The organism is Oxynema mangrovii CENA135, from assembly GCF_016632315.1.
Lineage (GTDB): Bacteria > Cyanobacteriota > Cyanobacteriia > Cyanobacteriales > Laspinemataceae > Oxynema > Oxynema aestuarii.
The window spans coordinates 2,028,629-2,046,262 of the sequence record NZ_JAEOXH010000001.1; the positions used below are offsets into that span (position 1 = coordinate 2,028,629).

Consider the following 17,634-nt stretch of genomic DNA (forward strand, 5'->3'; position numbering starts at 1 on the left):
CAAATTTTAAGCGAACGCTCACAGGGGGATGCAATGGCTCTACCGAAGAATACATCAGTTGAGAGGAAGCAAGACAAAAATCTTGGGTGTAGCGCGCCGAGGGAAATTAGCGAACCAGCCGCCCAGGCGGATGACGCGATCGATACGTTACGAGATTTATTGTTAGAATTGCTCAACGGCAACCCTCGGCATCGACCGGGGGGCGAGGCCCTCTCCGAAGCCAAAGGGCTGCAGGTACAAGCGCCCGAGTCGGGGGAGTTAGGTGCATCGAATGCCTCGCCCCTCGCCCACGAATCCATCCCCCCTGTAGCATCCCTGGAACTGGAATCCGAGACGACAAGGGAGGGGTCTACCCCGGAAAAGAGCAACCCCGCGATCGCCTCGGAAGATGACTCGGTAGTTAACCCCGGCGAAGTTGACCAGTCCCACTCAACCCTAGGGCTAGACAGCGAAACCGAAGCGGAAAACCCCGGCGAATTGGACCAGTCCCACTCAACCCTAGGGCTAGACAGCGAAACCGAAGCGGAAAACCCCGGCGAATTGGACGAGTCCCACTCAACCCTGGGGCTAGACAGCGAAACGGAACTAGAAACCGAAGCGGAAACCGAAACTGAAGCAGAAACGCAACGAGAACCCGAAACCGAACTTTCTTCACAACAGGAGATCCTCGAGGGTTTAAGCGCCCTCCTCTTAGGTTCAGACGCCGATTTCGCCAACGATCGCCCCCCCGGACCGACCCAACTCTCGGAGGTCGAGTTATCGTCTCAGGTCAAGCTCGTTCCCGAAGCGACAGCCAAGGCGGATCCCGCCACGGAAGGGACCGACGAGGAGGAAGACGCCACGGAAACAACCTCCAAGTTGAATTTTGGCCTAGAAAAGGCAGTCGCGAGCGAATCGACGGCGATCGTAGCGCGATCGTCCCCCTCGTCGTCCATGCAGTCTGCCGAGGACGGCGACGATCCTTTACAAGACTTGCAAACGCTCTTGTTCGGAACGAAGTTATCTGAAATCGAGCGCGTGCAGCAATTGTTAGGAACGTATGACTTGGCGAGTTTGAACGAGTTGCTCTTGCGGGTCGAAGAACACTTAAAAAACCTCGAAAGCCAGATTTACGAACCCCAAAAACTGATTAACTTGTTGTTGCCGTTGATTACGGAACTTCTCAATCGCAAAGTCGCCGAATCGAAAGATGATGTGGCTCAAGCGTTGGTTCCGATTATCGACGAAGTGATTAAAAACCGATCGCTCCAAAACCGGGTAGCGATGAGCGAGGCGATCGCCACCGTGCTACCCGGTGCGATCGCCCGGCAAATCCGCGATTGTCCCGATGAAGTCGCCAAGGCGATCGGGCCGGAAATGGCGGCGGCAATTCGGGAGCAAATTCGGCTCGATCGCGACTCGATCGCCAAAGTGCTGGCGCCGGAAATGGGACGCACGATCAAAGAACAGATCCGCGTCGAACGCGATGCGATGGTCGATGCTCTCTATCCCGTGATCGGCAACACGATTTCTAAATATATGGCCGAGGCGATTCGCACGATTAACGAAAAAGTGTCCAACGCCTTGAGCATGGAAGGGATCCAGCGCAAAATCCGCGCCACGGCTCAAGGGGTGAGCGAAGCCGAGTTAATTTTGCAAGAATCGATACCGTTTATCGTCCCGGCGATCTTTTTGATCCATAAAGGTTCGGGGTTGGTGATTGCGGAAGTCCAACAATCGGGCAGTCAGCGCCTGGAATCGGAGATGGTCGCCGGGATGCTGACGGCGATTCGCAGTTTTGTCAACGACTGTATCGTACAGAGTGGGGACACCACCGAACTCAACCAAATCGAATACGGCGACTCGCAGATCGCGATCGAAGTCGCGGGATACTGTTATCTGGCGGTGGTGATTCAAGGGGTTCCCTCGAAGAAATTTATCGAGAAAATTCGCCGTACCCTCGCAACGATTATTCTCGAATACGGGGAGGAGGTTGAGGGATTCGACGGGGATCCGGAAACGGTTCCCCATCCCGTCGAACAGCTTTTAGCGGATTTGATGACCAGCGAAGCGAGTAAAAAGCCCGTCGAACCTTACGCACTGATGGCATTGTGTGGGGCGATCGCCGCTTTGGTGGCGATTCCTTGGGGAATTCACGAGTATCGCGATCGTCTCGACCGTCAGGTGGAACGACAAGCGATCGAAGCGTTATCGGGGACGCCGGAATTGGCGGTGTATCGGCTGGAAGTGGACGCCGATCGCGATCGGGTCACCCTCGATGGCAAGTTGCCGAACGAACCGCTACGGGAACGAGCGGGGGCGATCGCCGCCGAAGCGGTGGGCGATCGCGCGATCGACAATCAAATTATCGCCGTTGACGTGCCGCCGGATCCGGTGTTAGTCCGGGCGGAAGTCGAACGGGTGACGGCGGTTCTCAATCAAATTGAAGGGGTTGAAATTACTAGCCGTTATGACGATCGCCAAGTGAGTGTGAAGGGAACCGTGCGCGCGATCGCCGACGTGGATAAAATTACGGAAGCGATGCGCCAAATTCCCGGGGTGCAGTCGGTCGTCAGCGCGATCGAGTTCGACCCGTTGGCAATCTCGACGCGGATTTATTTTGAACCGGGTTCTGTCGCACTCAAGCCTTCTTATCAAGAAACCCTAGCTCGGATTAAAGGCATTCTCGACGAATATCCCCGGCAACATCTGCGTCTGGTCGGTCACAGCGATCGCACCGGAAATCCGCAGAAAAACCAACAACTCGCCCTCAAACGCGCCCAAGTGGTGCGCGAGGCACTGATCCGTCAAGGAGTGGCAGAGCAACGATTGCACGCGATCGGTAAGAGCGAAGGGCCGGTGGATGTGGAATCGAATCAACCTTTATTGTTAAGTCGGGTCGTTCTGTTCGAGCTTATGGCATCAGGGAGCGAGAAATAACCATCATGTCGAAGATTTCTAAGAAAATGTGCATGATCGGCGATTTTGGGGTGGGTAAAACCAGTTTAATTCGCCGATTTGTGGAACGGGAATTCAGCGATCGCTATTTGTCTACGGTCGGGGTGAAGATCTCGCGCAAAACGGTCGAGCTCACTGACGTTCAGGATCGTGGCGATGTCAGTTTGCAGTTGCTGATTTGGGATTTGGAAGGTCATACGAAGTTCAAAGCGATCGCCCCGTCTTACTTGCAAGGGTCGAGTGGGGCGCTGGTGGTGGCGGATTTGACTCGGGAGGAAACGGTCGATCGCATCGACGAACATATCAAGTTATTCGCTTCGGTCAACAAGTCCGGTTCGGTGGCGATCGCCCTCAATAAAACTGATTTGGTCGAACCGGAAAAATTACCGATGCTCTTGGGAATTGCCAAAGCTTCCCTCGATCGCCTGTCCGAGGCGGAGCGATCGCGGGCGATCGCCACGTTCACGACCTCCGCGAAAACGGGTAAGGATGTAGACTCGATTTTTGAAAAACTCTCCTACACCATGCTCGAACCCGCCAAATAGTTTCTGTAGTTTCTCTAACGCGGGCAGAACGCCCGCTTTAAAATCTACACTCTAAAATCTACACTCTACAACAGCGAATCCTCTGCAACGTCCCCCCGGCATACAGTTGGCACTCTTGCACCGCCAATCCCGCCTCGCGCAGTAAAGCAGGTAAGTCCGTTTCGATCAGTTGCCACGCGGTTTCAGTTTCAAATAAGGCCATAAAAGCCGCCAAACCCGGCCAAAAAAGCGGATTCGTGGGACGGTGGAGGTCGATCAGCACGAATTGACCCCCCGGTTTCAAGACGCGATAGACCTCGGCGAGGATTTGGCGCAGTTGGTCCGGTTGCATTTCGTGGAGGGCGACGCTGGTATGCACGAGGTCGAACCGAGCGTCTGAAAATGGCATATTTTCCGCAAAACCTTCGACGTAATCGGCTTCGGGTACGTTGCTTTTAGCCCGTTTTATCGAGAGAGGAGAGGCATCGAGTCCGGTGACATTTTGCGAATACTTCACCAAATATTGAGTCGCTTGGGCGCTGCCGCAACACAAATCGAGAACGGCGCTGTCTGGGGTGAGGGTGACCCCTTGAAGCGGTAAGTGGTGAAAGCGACGCGGACCGCCGACGGCGAGAGCGGCGACGGCGGAGATGCTGTCGTAAAGCCACTGATATCGATAACTCCAGTCTCTGAGAATTGTTGCCACAGTCGATCCCTCGTTGCGGTGTCGGTTCGATCGCAGAGTAACTTATCCAACCAGTTTATTGTTAAAATCGGTAACGAAAATGAAAACTTTTGGGAAACAATAACTACTATGGGCCGTGTTGGGGTATTGCTCCTTAATTTGGGAGGACCGGAACAACTAGAAGATGTCCGTCCTTTTCTTTATAATCTTTTTTCCGATCCAGAAATTATTCGGTTGCCGTTTCGCTGGTTGCAGCGTCCCCTAGCATGGCTGATTTCGAGCCTGCGAACGCAGAAGTCGGAGGACAATTATCGCGAAATTGGGGGCGGTTCTCCCCTGCGACGGATTACGGAAGAACAGGCGATCGCCCTTCAAGATCTCCTGCAACAGGACGGACACGAAGCGCAAGTTTATATCGGTATGCGCTACTGGCACCCGTTCACCGAGGAAGCCCTCGAACGGATCAAGCGCGATCGGGTGGAAGAACTGGTCATTTTGCCGCTTTACCCGCAATTTTCTATCAGTACGAGCGGGTCGAGTTTCCGTCTTCTTGAAAAGTTATGGCAAGAAGACCCCTATTTCGAGCGGGTCAAATATACGGTCATTCCCTCGTGGTACAAGCGCCAGGGCTATCTCAACGCGATGGCGCAGCTGATCGCCCAAGAACTCGATCGCTTTGACCATCCCGACGGGGTGCATATTTTCTTCAGCGCTCACGGCGTCCCCTCGAGCTACGTGGAGGAAGCGGGGGATCCCTACCAGCGCGAGATCGAAGAATGTACCGAGCTGATTTTACGAACCCTGAATCGACCGAACGAACATACCCTCGCCTATCAAAGTCGGGTGGGTCCGGTGGAATGGATCAAACCCTATACGGAAGACGCCCTAGTGGAACTCGGCGATCGCGGGGTGAAGGATTTACTAGTGGTACCGATTAGTTTCGTCTCGGAACATATCGAAACCTTGCAAGAAATCGATATCGAATATCGCGAACTCGCCGAAGAAGCGGGAATCGATAATTTTCAGCGCGTCCCGGCCCTCAATACCCATCCGGTGTTTATCGAAGATCTCGCGGCGATGACCCTCGAAGCCCTTGACGGGCCGAGTCTGAAGTTTGAGGACGTGATGCGTCCGGAAGAGAATTTCAAGATGTACCCGCAAGAACGTTGGGAATGGGGAATGACGACGGCGGCGGAAGTCTGGAACGGACGCTTGGCGATGATTGGCTTTATTGCTTTGTTGATCGAGTTGATTAGCGGTCACGGTCCTTTGCACTATGTGGGCTTGCTTTGAGGGGATTGGAGGCGCGGATTGTCGCGTCTCTACATTCTCTGTCTGTGGATGCTTTTGTGCGGATGCTTGGCGAGGGCGCTCAGTCCGGTTTGTGGGTGGGGTGTTGGCCCCGAGGTCGGTTGAGATACCATTTGTACCATTCTTGGGAGCTGCGAATCGCCAGCCACAGTAGGAGTAGGGCGATCGTGCCGCCTTCTTTGGGGGAATCGAAGGCGAGCAGGACGAGGGCGACGCAAAGACCGTCTTGGGAAAGGATGACCCACAGGGGCAGTTTTCCGAGTCGGTAGAACCAACCGACTTGAACGAGTTGGAGGACGAGGGCGAGCAATCCACCGACAATCCCGACGATCGCGATCGAGATTTCGGGGATGTCGCTGGCTTCGGTGGTGGTGGCGGTGGCGATCGCCATCCCCATGATCGCACCGACGAGGGGACTCAAGATCAGTTGAACCAGTTGTAAAAGGCGCTGACCCCACAGTTGTTTGGAGGCGAATAACTCGAACAACGACCAACTGACGAGGACGCCGAGGGTGACTTCCGGGGAAAACCGAGACAGTAGGGGAACCCGCGCCCACAGTGTATCGCTTTGTAACAAACCGATTAAGAGTAGGGGTAAGGCAATTCTCAACCCCCCGGCAGCCGAGGCGGAGAGTGCCGCAAGCAGTGCGATCATAGTGTTTTTTTTGCCTGCACGAAGAGAGCAAACGGTGTGACAAAGGGTTTGGGGTAGGGGGGAGCGATCGCGGGCGCGCTTCAAGGGCAAACATTGCAAGACTCGCGATCGGCTTGGGGTTAGTGCATCCCTCTTCTTTAGTCTAAAGCTTTGTCCTCTAAATGGGGTTTGTCGATTCTCCCTTCTAGAGATTTTATTTTAACTTGCATTGTATTCTCGCTCCCGATCGCCCGCGATCGCCTCGGGTGATTTTCGGTATGCCACAAAATCAGAATTTTTCAAGGGCATTTTTACGGAAGTGGCGATCGCGCTCATTTAAAAAGTGAGTTTTATAACTGAAACCAAAACAAAAAACTGTAACTTATAATACAGTTATCGGGATTCAGAGACTCCTTCAAGGCTCGAACCACTCGTTAATAAGCAAAGCGTATCAAAACAGCCTTTGATTGCACTAATGCTTATTTCCATCGGCAGGGGATCGCCGATCTCGCCACGACCGATGCCAGATCGACAACGAAACGACCCCTCGGGCGATCGGGAATTTCCCGTTTTTTGCCGTGAATTCGAGTCAGCCGTCGAACCCTAAATGTGGGGTTTCTCTTCCCCCTAAAATTAACAATAGGAGACTCGTCGGACTATGCACGATTCATTATTTGCCGATGCCAGTACCCGCCTCGAACGGGCGATGAAATACGTTTCCATTTCCGAAGACGCCCTCGAATATTTAAAATATCCGAAAGCCAGTTTGAGCGTTTCCATCCCCGTTCGTATGGATAACGGCAGCCTCAAAATTTTTCCCGGCTATCGCGTCCGCTACGACGACACGCGCGGTCCGGGAAAAGGGGGCATCCGCTACCATCCCAACGTCAGCCTCGACGAAGTGACCTCCCTCGCCTTTTGGATGACCTTTAAATGCGCCGTCCTCAACCTTCCCTTTGGCGGCGCCAAAGGCGGTGTCGCCGTCAACCCGAAAAGCCTCTCCAAACTCGAACTCGAACGCCTCAGTCGCGGCTACATCGACGCCATTGCCGATTTTATCGGCCCCGATGTCGATATCCCCGCCCCCGACGTTTACACCAACCCCACAATTATGGGTTGGATGATGGACCAATACAACATCATCCGTCGCAGTCTCAACCCCGCCGCCATCACCGGAAAACCCGTCACCCTCGGCGGTAGTTTGGGACGCAACACCGCCACGGGAACGGGCGCCTATTTCGCCATTGAAACCCTCATGCAAAAATTCGATCGCCTCCCCGCCGAGACCACCGTCGCGGTTCAAGGCTTCGGAAATGCGGGTAGCGTCGTCGCGGACCTCCTCTCCAAAGCGGGATATAAAGTGGTCGCCGTCAGCGATTCCAAAGGCGGAATTTACGCCAAGCAAGGACTCGACATCCCCAGCATCCGACAGTACAAAGAATCGAATCGCAGCATTCAAGCGGTTTACTGCGAAGGGACGGTTTGCAATATTGTCGAACATGTGGTGATTACTAACGAAGAACTCTTGGCCCTCGATGTCGATATTCTCATCCCCGCCGCTTTAGAAAATCAAATTACTCAAGAGAATGTCAAAGACATTAAAGCCAAATATATCTTTGAAGTCGCCAACGGTCCGATTAGTTCCGACGCCGATCTGGTTTTAGAAGAACGGGGAATTTACGTGATTCCCGATATTTTAGTCAACGCCGGAGGGGTCACGGTCAGCTATTTTGAATGGGTTCAAAATCGCAACGGTTTGTATTGGTCTCTCAATGAAGTCAACCAACGCTTGAAACAGAAAATTGTTGAAGAGACGGAACGTATTTGGGAAATCTCGCAAGAATTTGCAATTTCGATGCGAACGGCGGCTTACGTCCACGGTTTGAACCGCCTCGGAGAAGCCCTCAGTGCCAAAGGAACCCGAGATTATTACAACTCCCAGCATTAAGCGGCTCTAATTTTAGTTGGCTTCGTAAAATATCGGCCAAAGGAAGGAGGCGATCGCTCTTTTCTTTGGCTTTAATCTTTGGCTTTAATTTTAATAGGATTATTCCCGGGGCGATCGCCGCGTTTTGCCATTGCCGCGATCGCCCCAAACCGCTAAACTTTAAAAGGAACCTCTCTCGATCTCTATCCGACCTCGCAACTCCCGACAACCCCTTCCCCATTCCCCTAACCCAGCTATGACTGACGGTATTTATATCCTGGCGAATGATATCGTTTTCGACCAGGCGATCGCCTTACTTAACAGTATTGAAGTGAACGCCGGACAAGATTTTCCCGTTTGTATTATTCCTTACGACGATCGCCTCGATCGCCTCCGCCAGGAGTTGCGATCGCGCCCGAATGTCGAGCTGTTTGAAGATAAAACAATTCTCAATCATTGGGAGGAATTTGCAACGGAAATTTGGCAGTCTCATCCCGATGCAATTCCCGTTTGGCAACAAAAAGGAATCGCCGGAAGTAATGGAATTTATCGCTTGGGAATGCACCGCCGCTTTTGTGGATTTGACGGAATTTTCGACCGCTTTATTTATTTAGATGCCGATATTCTAATTCTCGATAAGTTACACCCCTTTTTTGACAGACTGGATGAATTCGATGCGGTAGTTTACGACTATCAATATAAAGATTTAGCTCATGTTTTCCGTTCTACTCCAAAACTAGAAGCACTGTTTCCGGGCGATCGTCTTCAAAACATCTTTTGTGCGGGCTTGTACTGCTCGAAAAAAGGATTATTTGACGAAGCTAAACAAGAATGGTTACTGTCGCATCTGAAAGCAGGAGAAGCGGAAGTTTTATATCCGAATGCACCGGATCAAACGATTATTAATTACATGATGATGCGATCGGGTTTATCTGTTTGCAATTTTACCCGACATTGGCCCCCCGGTCGCGCGACGGGATGCTGTGTCACTTCGCCCCATTTTGAACAACGAGACCATTTAGTTTACGATTGTGGCGTTCGCCTGACTTACTTGCATTATATTGGCTTATCTTCTGGTGTTTTTGAGCAACTTTGTCGCGGTGAAAATATTGATTTTCCTTATCGGGAAACCTTTTTACACTACCGTTATTTACACGAACCGGAGAAGCGACCGCAGTTTCGTGGAACACCTAAACCTTACAATCCACCGCCGAGTTTGACAGCGCGTCTTCTCAGAAAATTGAAATTAAAAAAGTGAGGAAAATTTGATGACCCGTGGCATTTATATTACCGCCAACGATCGCGCGATCGAGCAGACGATTGCCCTCCTCAACAGTATTCGATTGCACGATCGCGAAACGGCGATCGTTCTGATTCCTTACGATGACAATTATCGGCAACTGTACGCGGCGATCGGCGAAAAATATGGGGTTACTGTGTACGAAGATCTCGATTTTATTAAACGCTTATCTGAAAATTTACAATCTATTTTTGGAGAGAATTTTTTTGCCCGTCCCAATCAATTTCGCAAGCAGGCGTGCTGGTTCGGACCTTTCGACGAATTTCTTTATATCGACACGGATATCGTCGTTTTTGAAAAAATTGTTGATAATTTAGACTATTTACAAGAATACGATTTTATTTATTGCGATTACCAGTTTGTCGGGGGCATCAAAAACGTCTTTACAGACAAAATTTTTGAAGATAATATCTTTAGTCAAGAACAGGTTAAAGATATTTTTAATGGCGGCTTTTGGGGATCGAAGAAAAACTTAATTTCCGAGCAAGATTTATACGATAGTTTTAACGAATGCGCCCGCCATCCAGAATATTTTGATTTTTCTCAAAAAACCTCCGATCAACCGATCGTTAATTACATGATGCTCAAGCGGATTCCCCGACGGTTTAATATTGTCCGCCGTCCCGGTGGGGCCCCGGGAAGTTGGGCGGGCAGTGCTAAATTTACAATAGAAGACAATATCCCGATCGATCCGGATGTAAAACAGCCTTTACAATACCTCCATTGGGCGGGAATTCGTATCGAACCGGGTTGTCCTTATTGGGAGATTTGGGAACATTATCGCTATTTGAACGAACCCAAGCCGAAGCGATCGCCGCAACCCCCAGTTTCCCCCAATCTTTTTCAACAAATTATTGGTAAAATAAAAAGGAAGTTTGATTAGTTTTTATTTCAGGAATTGCAACCAACAAGATGATCGACTCGAATTATAATTTTTGTTTTTCAACCTTAGCCTTGGGAGAAAAATATCGGGGATTAGCCCGTGAATTGATCGGGGATTTAGAAAAATACTGTCCTGCGGTTTCTTTATATATTTACACGGACGATCCTCAATCCTTTAGCGGTAAATATGGAATCAAAATTTTTGGTTTCAAACATCGAAAAAAAGGGATTTTACATTGCTATCATGACAAACGTTTTGTCATTGAAAAGGCGTTGGTTGACTTTGCAACGGTTATCCATATTGATGCGGATAGTCGCATTGTCAATCCCGTAGAGGCGATCGCGTTTCCGCCGGGAATTACGGGAAATCACGAAAATTTAATCGAACACGTGACCCGAAACAATCCCCAGCAATTAAAATATATGCAACAGTTAGCCGATAAACTCGATCTTGATTTAGAAAAAGTCGATTGGATTGGCGAATCTGCGTTCGTCGTTCGTCGGGATTTCGGTAAAGAAATCGAGTTTGTTAAAACTTGGGGGGAAATTGGCACTTATTTAGAATTGCATGGAATTCACTCGGGAAGTGGAAATGCGATCGGTTTGGCGGCGGCGAAGGTCGGATGGCAAGTCAATCGAGATGAAAATTGGCAAAAGTTGACTCAAGCTATTCAAAATTTAGATACATCTCGTAAAAATTCATCTCCTCCTTTATTCGAGAATTTCAAACAACGTTTAGATTATTATTACCGCTTGAATGCAACTCGCTTAACTGCGGCGATCGAAGATTTTGATTTTTATTATGGATCGAATACAAATGATTCGGAATAGAGAGTGATGGTCTAGAGAAAAATGAAATTAGAGATCCCTTTAAAGGTTAATATCAACTAGTAAAAATTCATCCAATTTGGTCAAAAATGTAAAGTTTAAGAACTGTATTTATTTGGTTCGTTTTTGCGAGAGGATTTCAGACCGGAAAGCAATATTGACGTTATGGTTGTTTTGTGAAGTGAAGCCGATGCTAAATGGGGCTTAAAATTGACTTACAGGAAACGCGAGTTAAAAATTCTCTTCGGACGCGCGGTGGACTGGGTGACCCCACAGGCGATCGCTCAAAGTCACAATTAGATCGGACGGGCAAATATTTTAGAATCGGTTCAACAGATTCATGTCGCGGTTGTCAGTAGTGATTGAATATTTGATGCTAAATTTTAGCATTTCTCAAGCTCATGAATTCTATTAAATCTAATTCTTTTATAAAGCCAGGAATCTATTGACATATTTTAAACTTTTAGAATTTAGAATTGTTATATGTCAATAGATTTCCGATTTAGCGATCGTAGTTTATTAAAAATAGATCTTCTTGAAAATAGAGAAATTTCTCTCAGTCGCGAATTGATTGTTGAAACGATTCAATTTCCCGATCGTGTAGAACAAGAACAACAAGATAACAAAATTGCCAAACAAAGAGTTAAACGAAAGTTTAGTATTACCTGTTGTGTATCGTGAATATGGCAGTTTCATCTTAACGATCGCCGTTTATCTAGAGATGAAAAGTCGTTACAGCAGTTTTCGCTGTTCTGCGCTACATTTCGATCCCCCTAAATCCCCCTTAAAAAGGGGGACTTTCACTGCCCCCCTTTTTAAGTTCACTGGCGCGCTCACCCCGTATATGGTTCACAGGAGCCTTAAAAAGGGGGACTTTCACTGCCCCCCTTTTTAAGGGGGGTTGGGGGGATCTTTGCCTCTTGTACCTCATAACAGCGCGAATTGCTGTATGAAAAGAATTAAATACAGCAAAGATGTAGGTGTTTTACTCATCGAACTGTCAGAAAATCCGATCGCCTATGCAGAAGAGGAAAGATCGGTCATTCTCCTTTAACCAATATTTCTCGAAAGCAGTCCTCGCCGATGTGATGTCAACGGTTGAAGTCTCGTAAATTCAGCCCGATCGCCCGTCCCGGGACTCCTCCGGATGGCTATATTCAAATTTTGAATATATAATGGAAGAATAGAGATCCCCCCCTGCGTCTATGGCGAACCGGAAAGCAGACGACCCCCTCAATCTGACCTTGACCGAAGAAGCGATCCTCAATGCACTGATGTTTCGCGAACGCTACGGTTTGGAGATTATGAACGCGATCGCCCAAGCGAGTCACGGCGATCGCACGATCGGTTTTAGTTCCCTTTACCCGACCTTACGCAAACTCGAAAAACGCGGTTTCGTGACCTCCCGATGGGGGGACGAACGACCCGACGAAACCACGGGCGCCCGCAGGCGTTACTACAAAATCACGGGTTCCGGGATCCGGGCGATCGAGAAAAAACAAACATTTCTGAAAACCTTACAAGACTTAAACCCTGCATTCTGAGGTTGTTTCACCATGTCAAGACGGTTTCGCAATCCCCATCCGATCGCCCGATTCGTGCAAACACTGGCGAGATCGCTCCTGTATCTGTTCGGCGAACTGGCTATTTATCTCACAATACTGGCCATAACCGCGCTGTTGGTGGCTTGGGGACTATCGGTAAAAATCGCCCTAGGGATAGGTATAACCTTAAGCGGCTTGGTAGCAATCGTGAGTGTTTGGGCTTACCGACAACACCGACTCGCGACCGGGCGATCGCGCGGCGATCGTGGCGCCCCGAGCTTGCAAGGGGACGTAAAATTCGCCGACTGGATCGCCCAAACCCTTGCCCGCAAAGCCCCTCGCGAGTGGGAAGAATATCAAGATTGGCTGCATGATATCCTCTTCGCCCGTCGGCAAATGCTCGACGAGGGCGATCGCCCCTGGCAAGTCACCGCCCTCACTTACGGGCGACTGATTGCACTTTGTGTTACAGTCGCCCGGCTCAAACTGCGACGCTGGGCGGTGCACCTACAGAGACGCTAGGAGATCGCCCCTCGCACAAATCCCGATTAGTCGGACTTCGTCGCCGCATCTACAATCAATTTCCGCGCTACGGTTTGGATTCCCGTATGCTCGTAATAATTGGTCGTTTGATCTAAAAAAGCGGCGACAAAATCGAGATTGTCGTCAGTAAATTGAATGAATTGTCCGAGGCGACTGGAGATTTTTTGAGGGGTTACACCCGTCTTGGCTACTAACCCATTCATCCAGCCTTGAACCGAGTTAAATCCTTGAGTAATAAAGCCAAATTTATCGGAATTACTACTGCCGGGAATTGCATTATTTACGGCTAAAAATACTGGATTGCTCGCCACTACACTCGCATCTGAATTGTCGATAATGCTGTGAACCTTGCCGAGAAAATCCGGACCCAACGGCACTAAGGCATCGAGACAGACTAAAGCATTCATCCGCATTAAGGCCGCATCTTGGTAGTTGTTGGTCAACGCACTGGCAAACTCGCGGGGATTGGGCTGCGGAATGCCGTTGAGCTTGCAATAGGCGATAACTTCAACAGCCAGTTTCAGAATCAGATCGACGCTTTGAGTTTGGTCTGCTTTCGGGGTAATTTTGCTTAAAAAGGATAAAAAGCCAATTTTTTCGCCAACTTTGTTGGCTAAAGCCGCCGCAGCCATCGCCGTGTCCGCTTTATCGATGGTTTGATAAAGTTTGACGGCAGTTTGATAACCATTTTTGGGGTCGTTATAGAGGGCGATCGCGCGATCGCGGATTTTGGCGATTTTCTTCGGCTTCGTTTTGCCCGTCACCGCAACAATGGTGTTGTCAAATCCGACGATATTCTCCCACTGACCGGGCATTAAATAATCGACGGCTTTTAAAACTTTAACGGTAATATTATCCGTCGGCAATCCATCAACTAATTCGACGATCGATTTGTCCACAACGGGAACCTCTTTTTAGGGAAAGACAATAGTTTAATTGTATCGAATTTTGGGGCGATCGCCTCGGATTCGATCTTGAAAATTAACAATCACAACCATTATTATTTATCGATAAATCGTCGGTGAATCCGATCGCTATTGAAGCCGCCCGCGCGATCGCCCCTACAGAAAAACACCTTCGTGACGTAAAATAAATCTCCATCCGCTTTTTGCACTCGCCCTCAACCGCCATGTACTCTGATTATCTCACCCGAATTCTCAACGCTCGCGTTTACGACGTCGCCCAAGAATCGCCCTTAGAATACGCGCCGAATTTGTCCGCGCGCCTGCACAATCAACTGCTCCTCAAACGGGAAGACATGCAATCGGTGTTTTCCTTTAAATTGCGCGGCGCTTACAACAAAATGGCTCAATTGCCGCCGGATTTGCTCGCTCAAGGGGTGATTGCGGCGTCGGCGGGCAACCACGCTCAAGGGGTGGCCCTCGGCGCCTCGCGGTTGGGAACCCGCGCCATCATTGTCATGCCCGTGACCACGCCCCAGGTGAAGGTCGATGCGGTCAAAGCCCGTGGCGGCGAGGTCGTCCTGCACGGCGAGACCTATGACGACGCCTATGCATACGCCCGCCAGCTCGAAAGTGAGAAAGGAATGACCTTCATTCACCCGTTTGACGATCCCGACGTGATCGCCGGACAGGGAACAATTGGTATGGAGATTTTACGCCAGTATCAAAAACCGATTCACGCGATTTTCGTCGCTATTGGCGGTGGGGGCTTGATTGCGGGGGTTGCGGCGTATGTCAAGCGTTTGCGCCCGGAAATTAAGGTGATCGGGGTCGAACCCGTGGATGCGGACGCCATGCACCAATCGCTCAAAGCCGGATATCGCGTGCGTTTGCCGCAAGTCGGGTTATTTGCGGACGGCGTGGCGGTGCGATCGGTCGGCAAAGAAACATTTCGCCTGTGCCAGCAGTATATTGACGATATTATTTTAGTGGGTACGGACGATACTTGTGCGGCGATTAAAGATGTTTTTGAGGATACACGATCGATTGTAGAACCTGCCGGGGCTTTGGCGATCGCCGGGGCCAAAGCCTATGTGGAACGGGAGCAAATTGAGGGACAAACTTTAGTGGCGATCGCCTGCGGGGCAAATATGAATTTCGATCGCCTCCGGTTTGTCGCCGAACGAGCGGAATTGGGGGAACGTCGCGAGGCAATTTTTGCCGTTACCATTCCCGAAACTCCCGGCAGTTTGCGTAAATTTGGCGAATGTATTGGCAAGCGCAATTTAACTGAATTTAACTATCGCATTGCCGACGAAAAAGAAGCGCATATTTTTGTCGGAATGCAAATTCAAAACCGCGCCGATGCCGCCAAAATGGTAGAAACTTTTCAAGCCAATGGCTTTAAAACCATCGATTTAACCGATGACGAATTGACGAAACTACACTTGCGTCACATGGTCGGCGGGCGATCGCCCCTCGCCCACAACGAGTTAATTTATCGGTTTGAATTTCCCGAACGTCCCGGGGCTTTATTAAAATTTGTCAGTTCGATGAGCCGCAATTGGAATATTAGTTTATTCCACTATCGCAATAACGGTTCCGACTACGGACGGATTGTGGTAGGAATGCAGGTTCCCCCGGAAGAAATGGAAGAATGGCAGGCATTTCTAAATTCGTTGGATTATCGCTATTGGGACGAAAATCAAAATCCAGCCTATAAGTTATTTTTGGCGTAAAACTGAGGACAAATAGGGAACATTCTGCGACGGGCGATCGGCCTTTAAAAAAGGGCGATCGCTCTTTTTATTGACGAAGACAGCTAAATTGAGTAAAACTCGTTACAATTAAGTCACTCATGAAAATTCGGGCAGGACTAGCCGACCATGCGCGCCTTACTAATCTATCCTCTCTTTCCCCCTACTTTTTGGTCTTATAACAAAATTTTAGAACTCGTCGATCGCCAAGTTTTATTACCCCCTTTAGGCTTAATTACTGTAGCCGCAATATTGCCGCAAACTTGGGAATTTAAGCTTGTAGACCGTAACGTTCGTGATGTCACTCAAGCCGAATGGGATTGGGCGGATCTTGTGATTCTTTCGGCGATGATCGTCCAACAAGAAGACTTAACCGCGCAAATTCGCGAAGCCAAACAACGGGGAAAATTAGTTGCCGTCGGCGGACCTTATCCTACATCCGTTCCCGAAGATTGCGAACGTGCTGGCGCTGATTTTTTAATTTTAGATGAAGGGGAAATTACCTTACCGATGTTTGTAGAGGCGATCGAAAATGGAGCCACAAGCGGTATTTTTCGCACCTCAGAAAAACCTGACGTTACTCGAACTCCCATTCCCCGTTACGACCTCTTAGAATTGGACGCTTACGATTCCATGTCCGTTCAATTCTCCCGAGGGTGTCCGTTCCAGTGCGAATTCTGCGATATTATCGTCCTTTACGGTCGTAAACCTCGCACCAAAACTCCCACCCAACTCCTCGAAGAATTAGCATATTTATATCAGTTGGGTTGGCGACGCGGCATTTTTATGGTCGATGATAACTTTATCGGCAACAAACGTAATGTTAAGTTATTGCTCAAAGAATTAAAAATTTGGCAAGCAAACCATCAATATCCTTTTCGATTTAATACAGAAGCTTCTGTAGATCTTGCTGCCGATCCGGAATTGATGGAACTGATGGTTCAGTGTAACTTTGACGCCGTCTTTTTGGGAATTGAAACCCCCGACGAAGAAAGTTTACAATTAACTAAAAAATTCCAAAATACTCGCGATTCTTTAACGGAAACTGTCGGTAAAATTATTGAAGCAGGTTTGCGTCCGATGGCGGGATTTATTATTGGATTTGACGGTGAAAAAAAAGGGGCGAGCGATCGCATCGTGCAGTTTGTCGAAGATGCAGCCATCCCCACTGCCATGTTTGGGATGTTGCAAGCCTTACCAAATACGGCGTTGTGGCAACGATTAGAAAAAGAAGGACGATTGCGTAGCCATGGCAAACAAGATATCAATCAAAGCACGTTAATGAATTTCGAACCCACCCGTCCGATTGAAGATATTGCCCGAGAATATATTGAGGCATTTTGGGAATTATACGAACCTGAAACGTTTCTCGATCGCACCTATCGTTGTTTTCTTAAACTCGGCGCACCGCAATGCAAAGCTGCATTTAAACTGCCCAGTTGGGTCGATATCCGAGCATTAGCTATTGTGATTTGGCGACAAGGTGTTAAACGCAAAACGCGCTGGAAGTTTTGGCATCATTTATTTGGCATTTTCCGCCACAATCCCGCCGTTTGGGAGCATTATCTAACGGTTTGCGCACACAACGAGCATTTTCTCGAATATCGTCAAATTGTCCGCGATGAAATTCAAAACCAACTGGCGCTGTTCCAAGAACAAGAAGCTCGTACAGAGATGGTGATGAGTTAGCATTATTTAACGAACAATGGGTCTATTTTTAAGTTAGGCGATCGATTGATGTAGGAGCAACGAATTGAAACAATAAAAATGGCAAAATTGAGTCCGATTTTCAAGTGGGTCGAGTCCGAATTCCGTGGATGGATTTTTTTCACGGAAATGACAGGTTAGATCGGTGAATTA

General features: G+C 49.1%; 15 protein-coding genes. 12 read left to right on the forward strand and 3 right to left on the reverse strand.

Annotated features, from left to right (window positions below):
• Window positions 1-33: 33 nt before the first annotated feature.
• Window positions 34-2,919 (forward strand): OmpA family protein, encoded by a 2,886-nt coding sequence (locus JJD41_RS08040; RefSeq protein WP_200665466.1) that lies wholly within the window; start codon window positions 34-36, stop codon window positions 2,917-2,919.
• A gap of 5 nt (window positions 2,920-2,924) precedes the next feature.
• A complete protein-coding gene (locus JJD41_RS08045) occupies window positions 2,925-3,482 on the forward strand; it encodes a Rab family GTPase (protein ID WP_200665467.1) in 558 nt (185 codons plus the stop codon).
• A 58-nt stretch (window positions 3,483-3,540) separates the two neighbouring features.
• On the opposite strand, the gene JJD41_RS08050 is transcribed toward JJD41_RS08045, so the two are convergent.
• On the reverse strand, window positions 3,541-4,167 hold the full coding sequence (locus tag JJD41_RS08050; protein ID WP_200665468.1) for a class I SAM-dependent methyltransferase: 627 nt from the start codon (window positions 4,165-4,167) through the stop codon (window positions 3,541-3,543).
• A 108-nt stretch (window positions 4,168-4,275) separates the two neighbouring features.
• Between JJD41_RS08050 and hemH the strand changes: the two genes are divergently transcribed.
• Window positions 4,276-5,439, forward strand: coding sequence for a ferrochelatase (hemH, locus tag JJD41_RS08055; protein WP_200665469.1), 1,164 nt, complete (start codon window positions 4,276-4,278; stop codon window positions 5,437-5,439).
• 79 nt (window positions 5,440-5,518) lie between these two features.
• On the opposite strand, the gene JJD41_RS08060 is transcribed toward hemH, so the two are convergent.
• A complete protein-coding gene (locus tag JJD41_RS08060) occupies window positions 5,519-6,112 on the reverse strand; it encodes a DUF4126 domain-containing protein (RefSeq protein WP_168570088.1) in 594 nt (197 codons plus the stop codon).
• A 637-nt stretch (window positions 6,113-6,749) separates the two neighbouring features.
• On the opposite strand from JJD41_RS08060, the gene JJD41_RS08065 reads away from it, so the two are divergent.
• From JJD41_RS08065 to JJD41_RS08105, 7 genes are all read left to right on the forward strand, one after another.
• Window positions 6,750-8,039 carry a Glu/Leu/Phe/Val family dehydrogenase gene (locus tag JJD41_RS08065; RefSeq protein WP_200665470.1) on the forward strand — a complete coding sequence of 430 codons (1,290 nt, stop codon included), beginning with the start codon at window positions 6,750-6,752 and terminating at the stop codon, window positions 8,037-8,039.
• Between the two features lie 235 nt (window positions 8,040-8,274).
• Window positions 8,275-9,276, forward strand: a complete 1,002-nt coding sequence (locus JJD41_RS08070; RefSeq protein WP_200665471.1) for an Npun_R2821/Npun_R2822 family protein — start codon at window positions 8,275-8,277, stop codon at window positions 9,274-9,276.
• A gap of 10 nt (window positions 9,277-9,286) precedes the next feature.
• Entirely contained in the window at window positions 9,287-10,201 is a 915-nt protein-coding gene (locus tag JJD41_RS08075) for an Npun_R2821/Npun_R2822 family protein (protein ID WP_200665472.1), read from the forward strand.
• Between the two features lie 29 nt (window positions 10,202-10,230).
• Window positions 10,231-11,031: a hypothetical protein gene (locus JJD41_RS08080; protein WP_200665473.1), complete on the forward strand. Its 801-nt coding sequence runs from the start codon at window positions 10,231-10,233 to the stop codon at window positions 11,029-11,031.
• A 102-nt stretch (window positions 11,032-11,133) separates the two neighbouring features.
• Window positions 11,134-11,208, forward strand: a complete 75-nt coding sequence (locus JJD41_RS25675) for a nucleotidyltransferase domain-containing protein (RefSeq protein ID WP_200667156.1) — start codon at window positions 11,134-11,136, stop codon at window positions 11,206-11,208.
• Between the two features lie 1,025 nt (window positions 11,209-12,233).
• The gene (locus JJD41_RS08100) at window positions 12,234-12,572 is read left to right on the forward strand and encodes a PadR family transcriptional regulator (protein WP_200665475.1); all 339 of its coding nucleotides are present in this window, start codon (window positions 12,234-12,236) and stop codon (window positions 12,570-12,572) included.
• A 12-nt stretch (window positions 12,573-12,584) separates the two neighbouring features.
• Complete coding sequence (locus tag JJD41_RS08105; RefSeq protein ID WP_200665476.1) at window positions 12,585-13,094, forward strand: hypothetical protein; 510 nt, start codon at window positions 12,585-12,587, stop codon at window positions 13,092-13,094.
• A 26-nt stretch (window positions 13,095-13,120) separates the two neighbouring features.
• Here the strand turns inward: JJD41_RS08105 and JJD41_RS08110 are convergent, their stop codons facing one another.
• Window positions 13,121-14,014 (reverse strand): hypothetical protein, encoded by an 894-nt coding sequence (locus JJD41_RS08110; RefSeq protein WP_200665477.1) that lies wholly within the window; start codon window positions 14,012-14,014, stop codon window positions 13,121-13,123.
• Between the two features lie 209 nt (window positions 14,015-14,223).
• Between JJD41_RS08110 and ilvA the strand changes: the two genes are divergently transcribed.
• Window positions 14,224-15,756: a threonine ammonia-lyase, biosynthetic gene (gene ilvA / locus JJD41_RS08115; RefSeq protein ID WP_255547248.1), complete on the forward strand. Its 1,533-nt coding sequence runs from the start codon at window positions 14,224-14,226 to the stop codon at window positions 15,754-15,756.
• Between the two features lie 147 nt (window positions 15,757-15,903).
• Window positions 15,904-17,463, forward strand: coding sequence for a B12-binding domain-containing radical SAM protein (locus JJD41_RS08120; RefSeq protein ID WP_200665479.1), 1,560 nt, complete (start codon window positions 15,904-15,906; stop codon window positions 17,461-17,463).
• Window positions 17,464-17,634 lie beyond the last annotated feature (171 nt).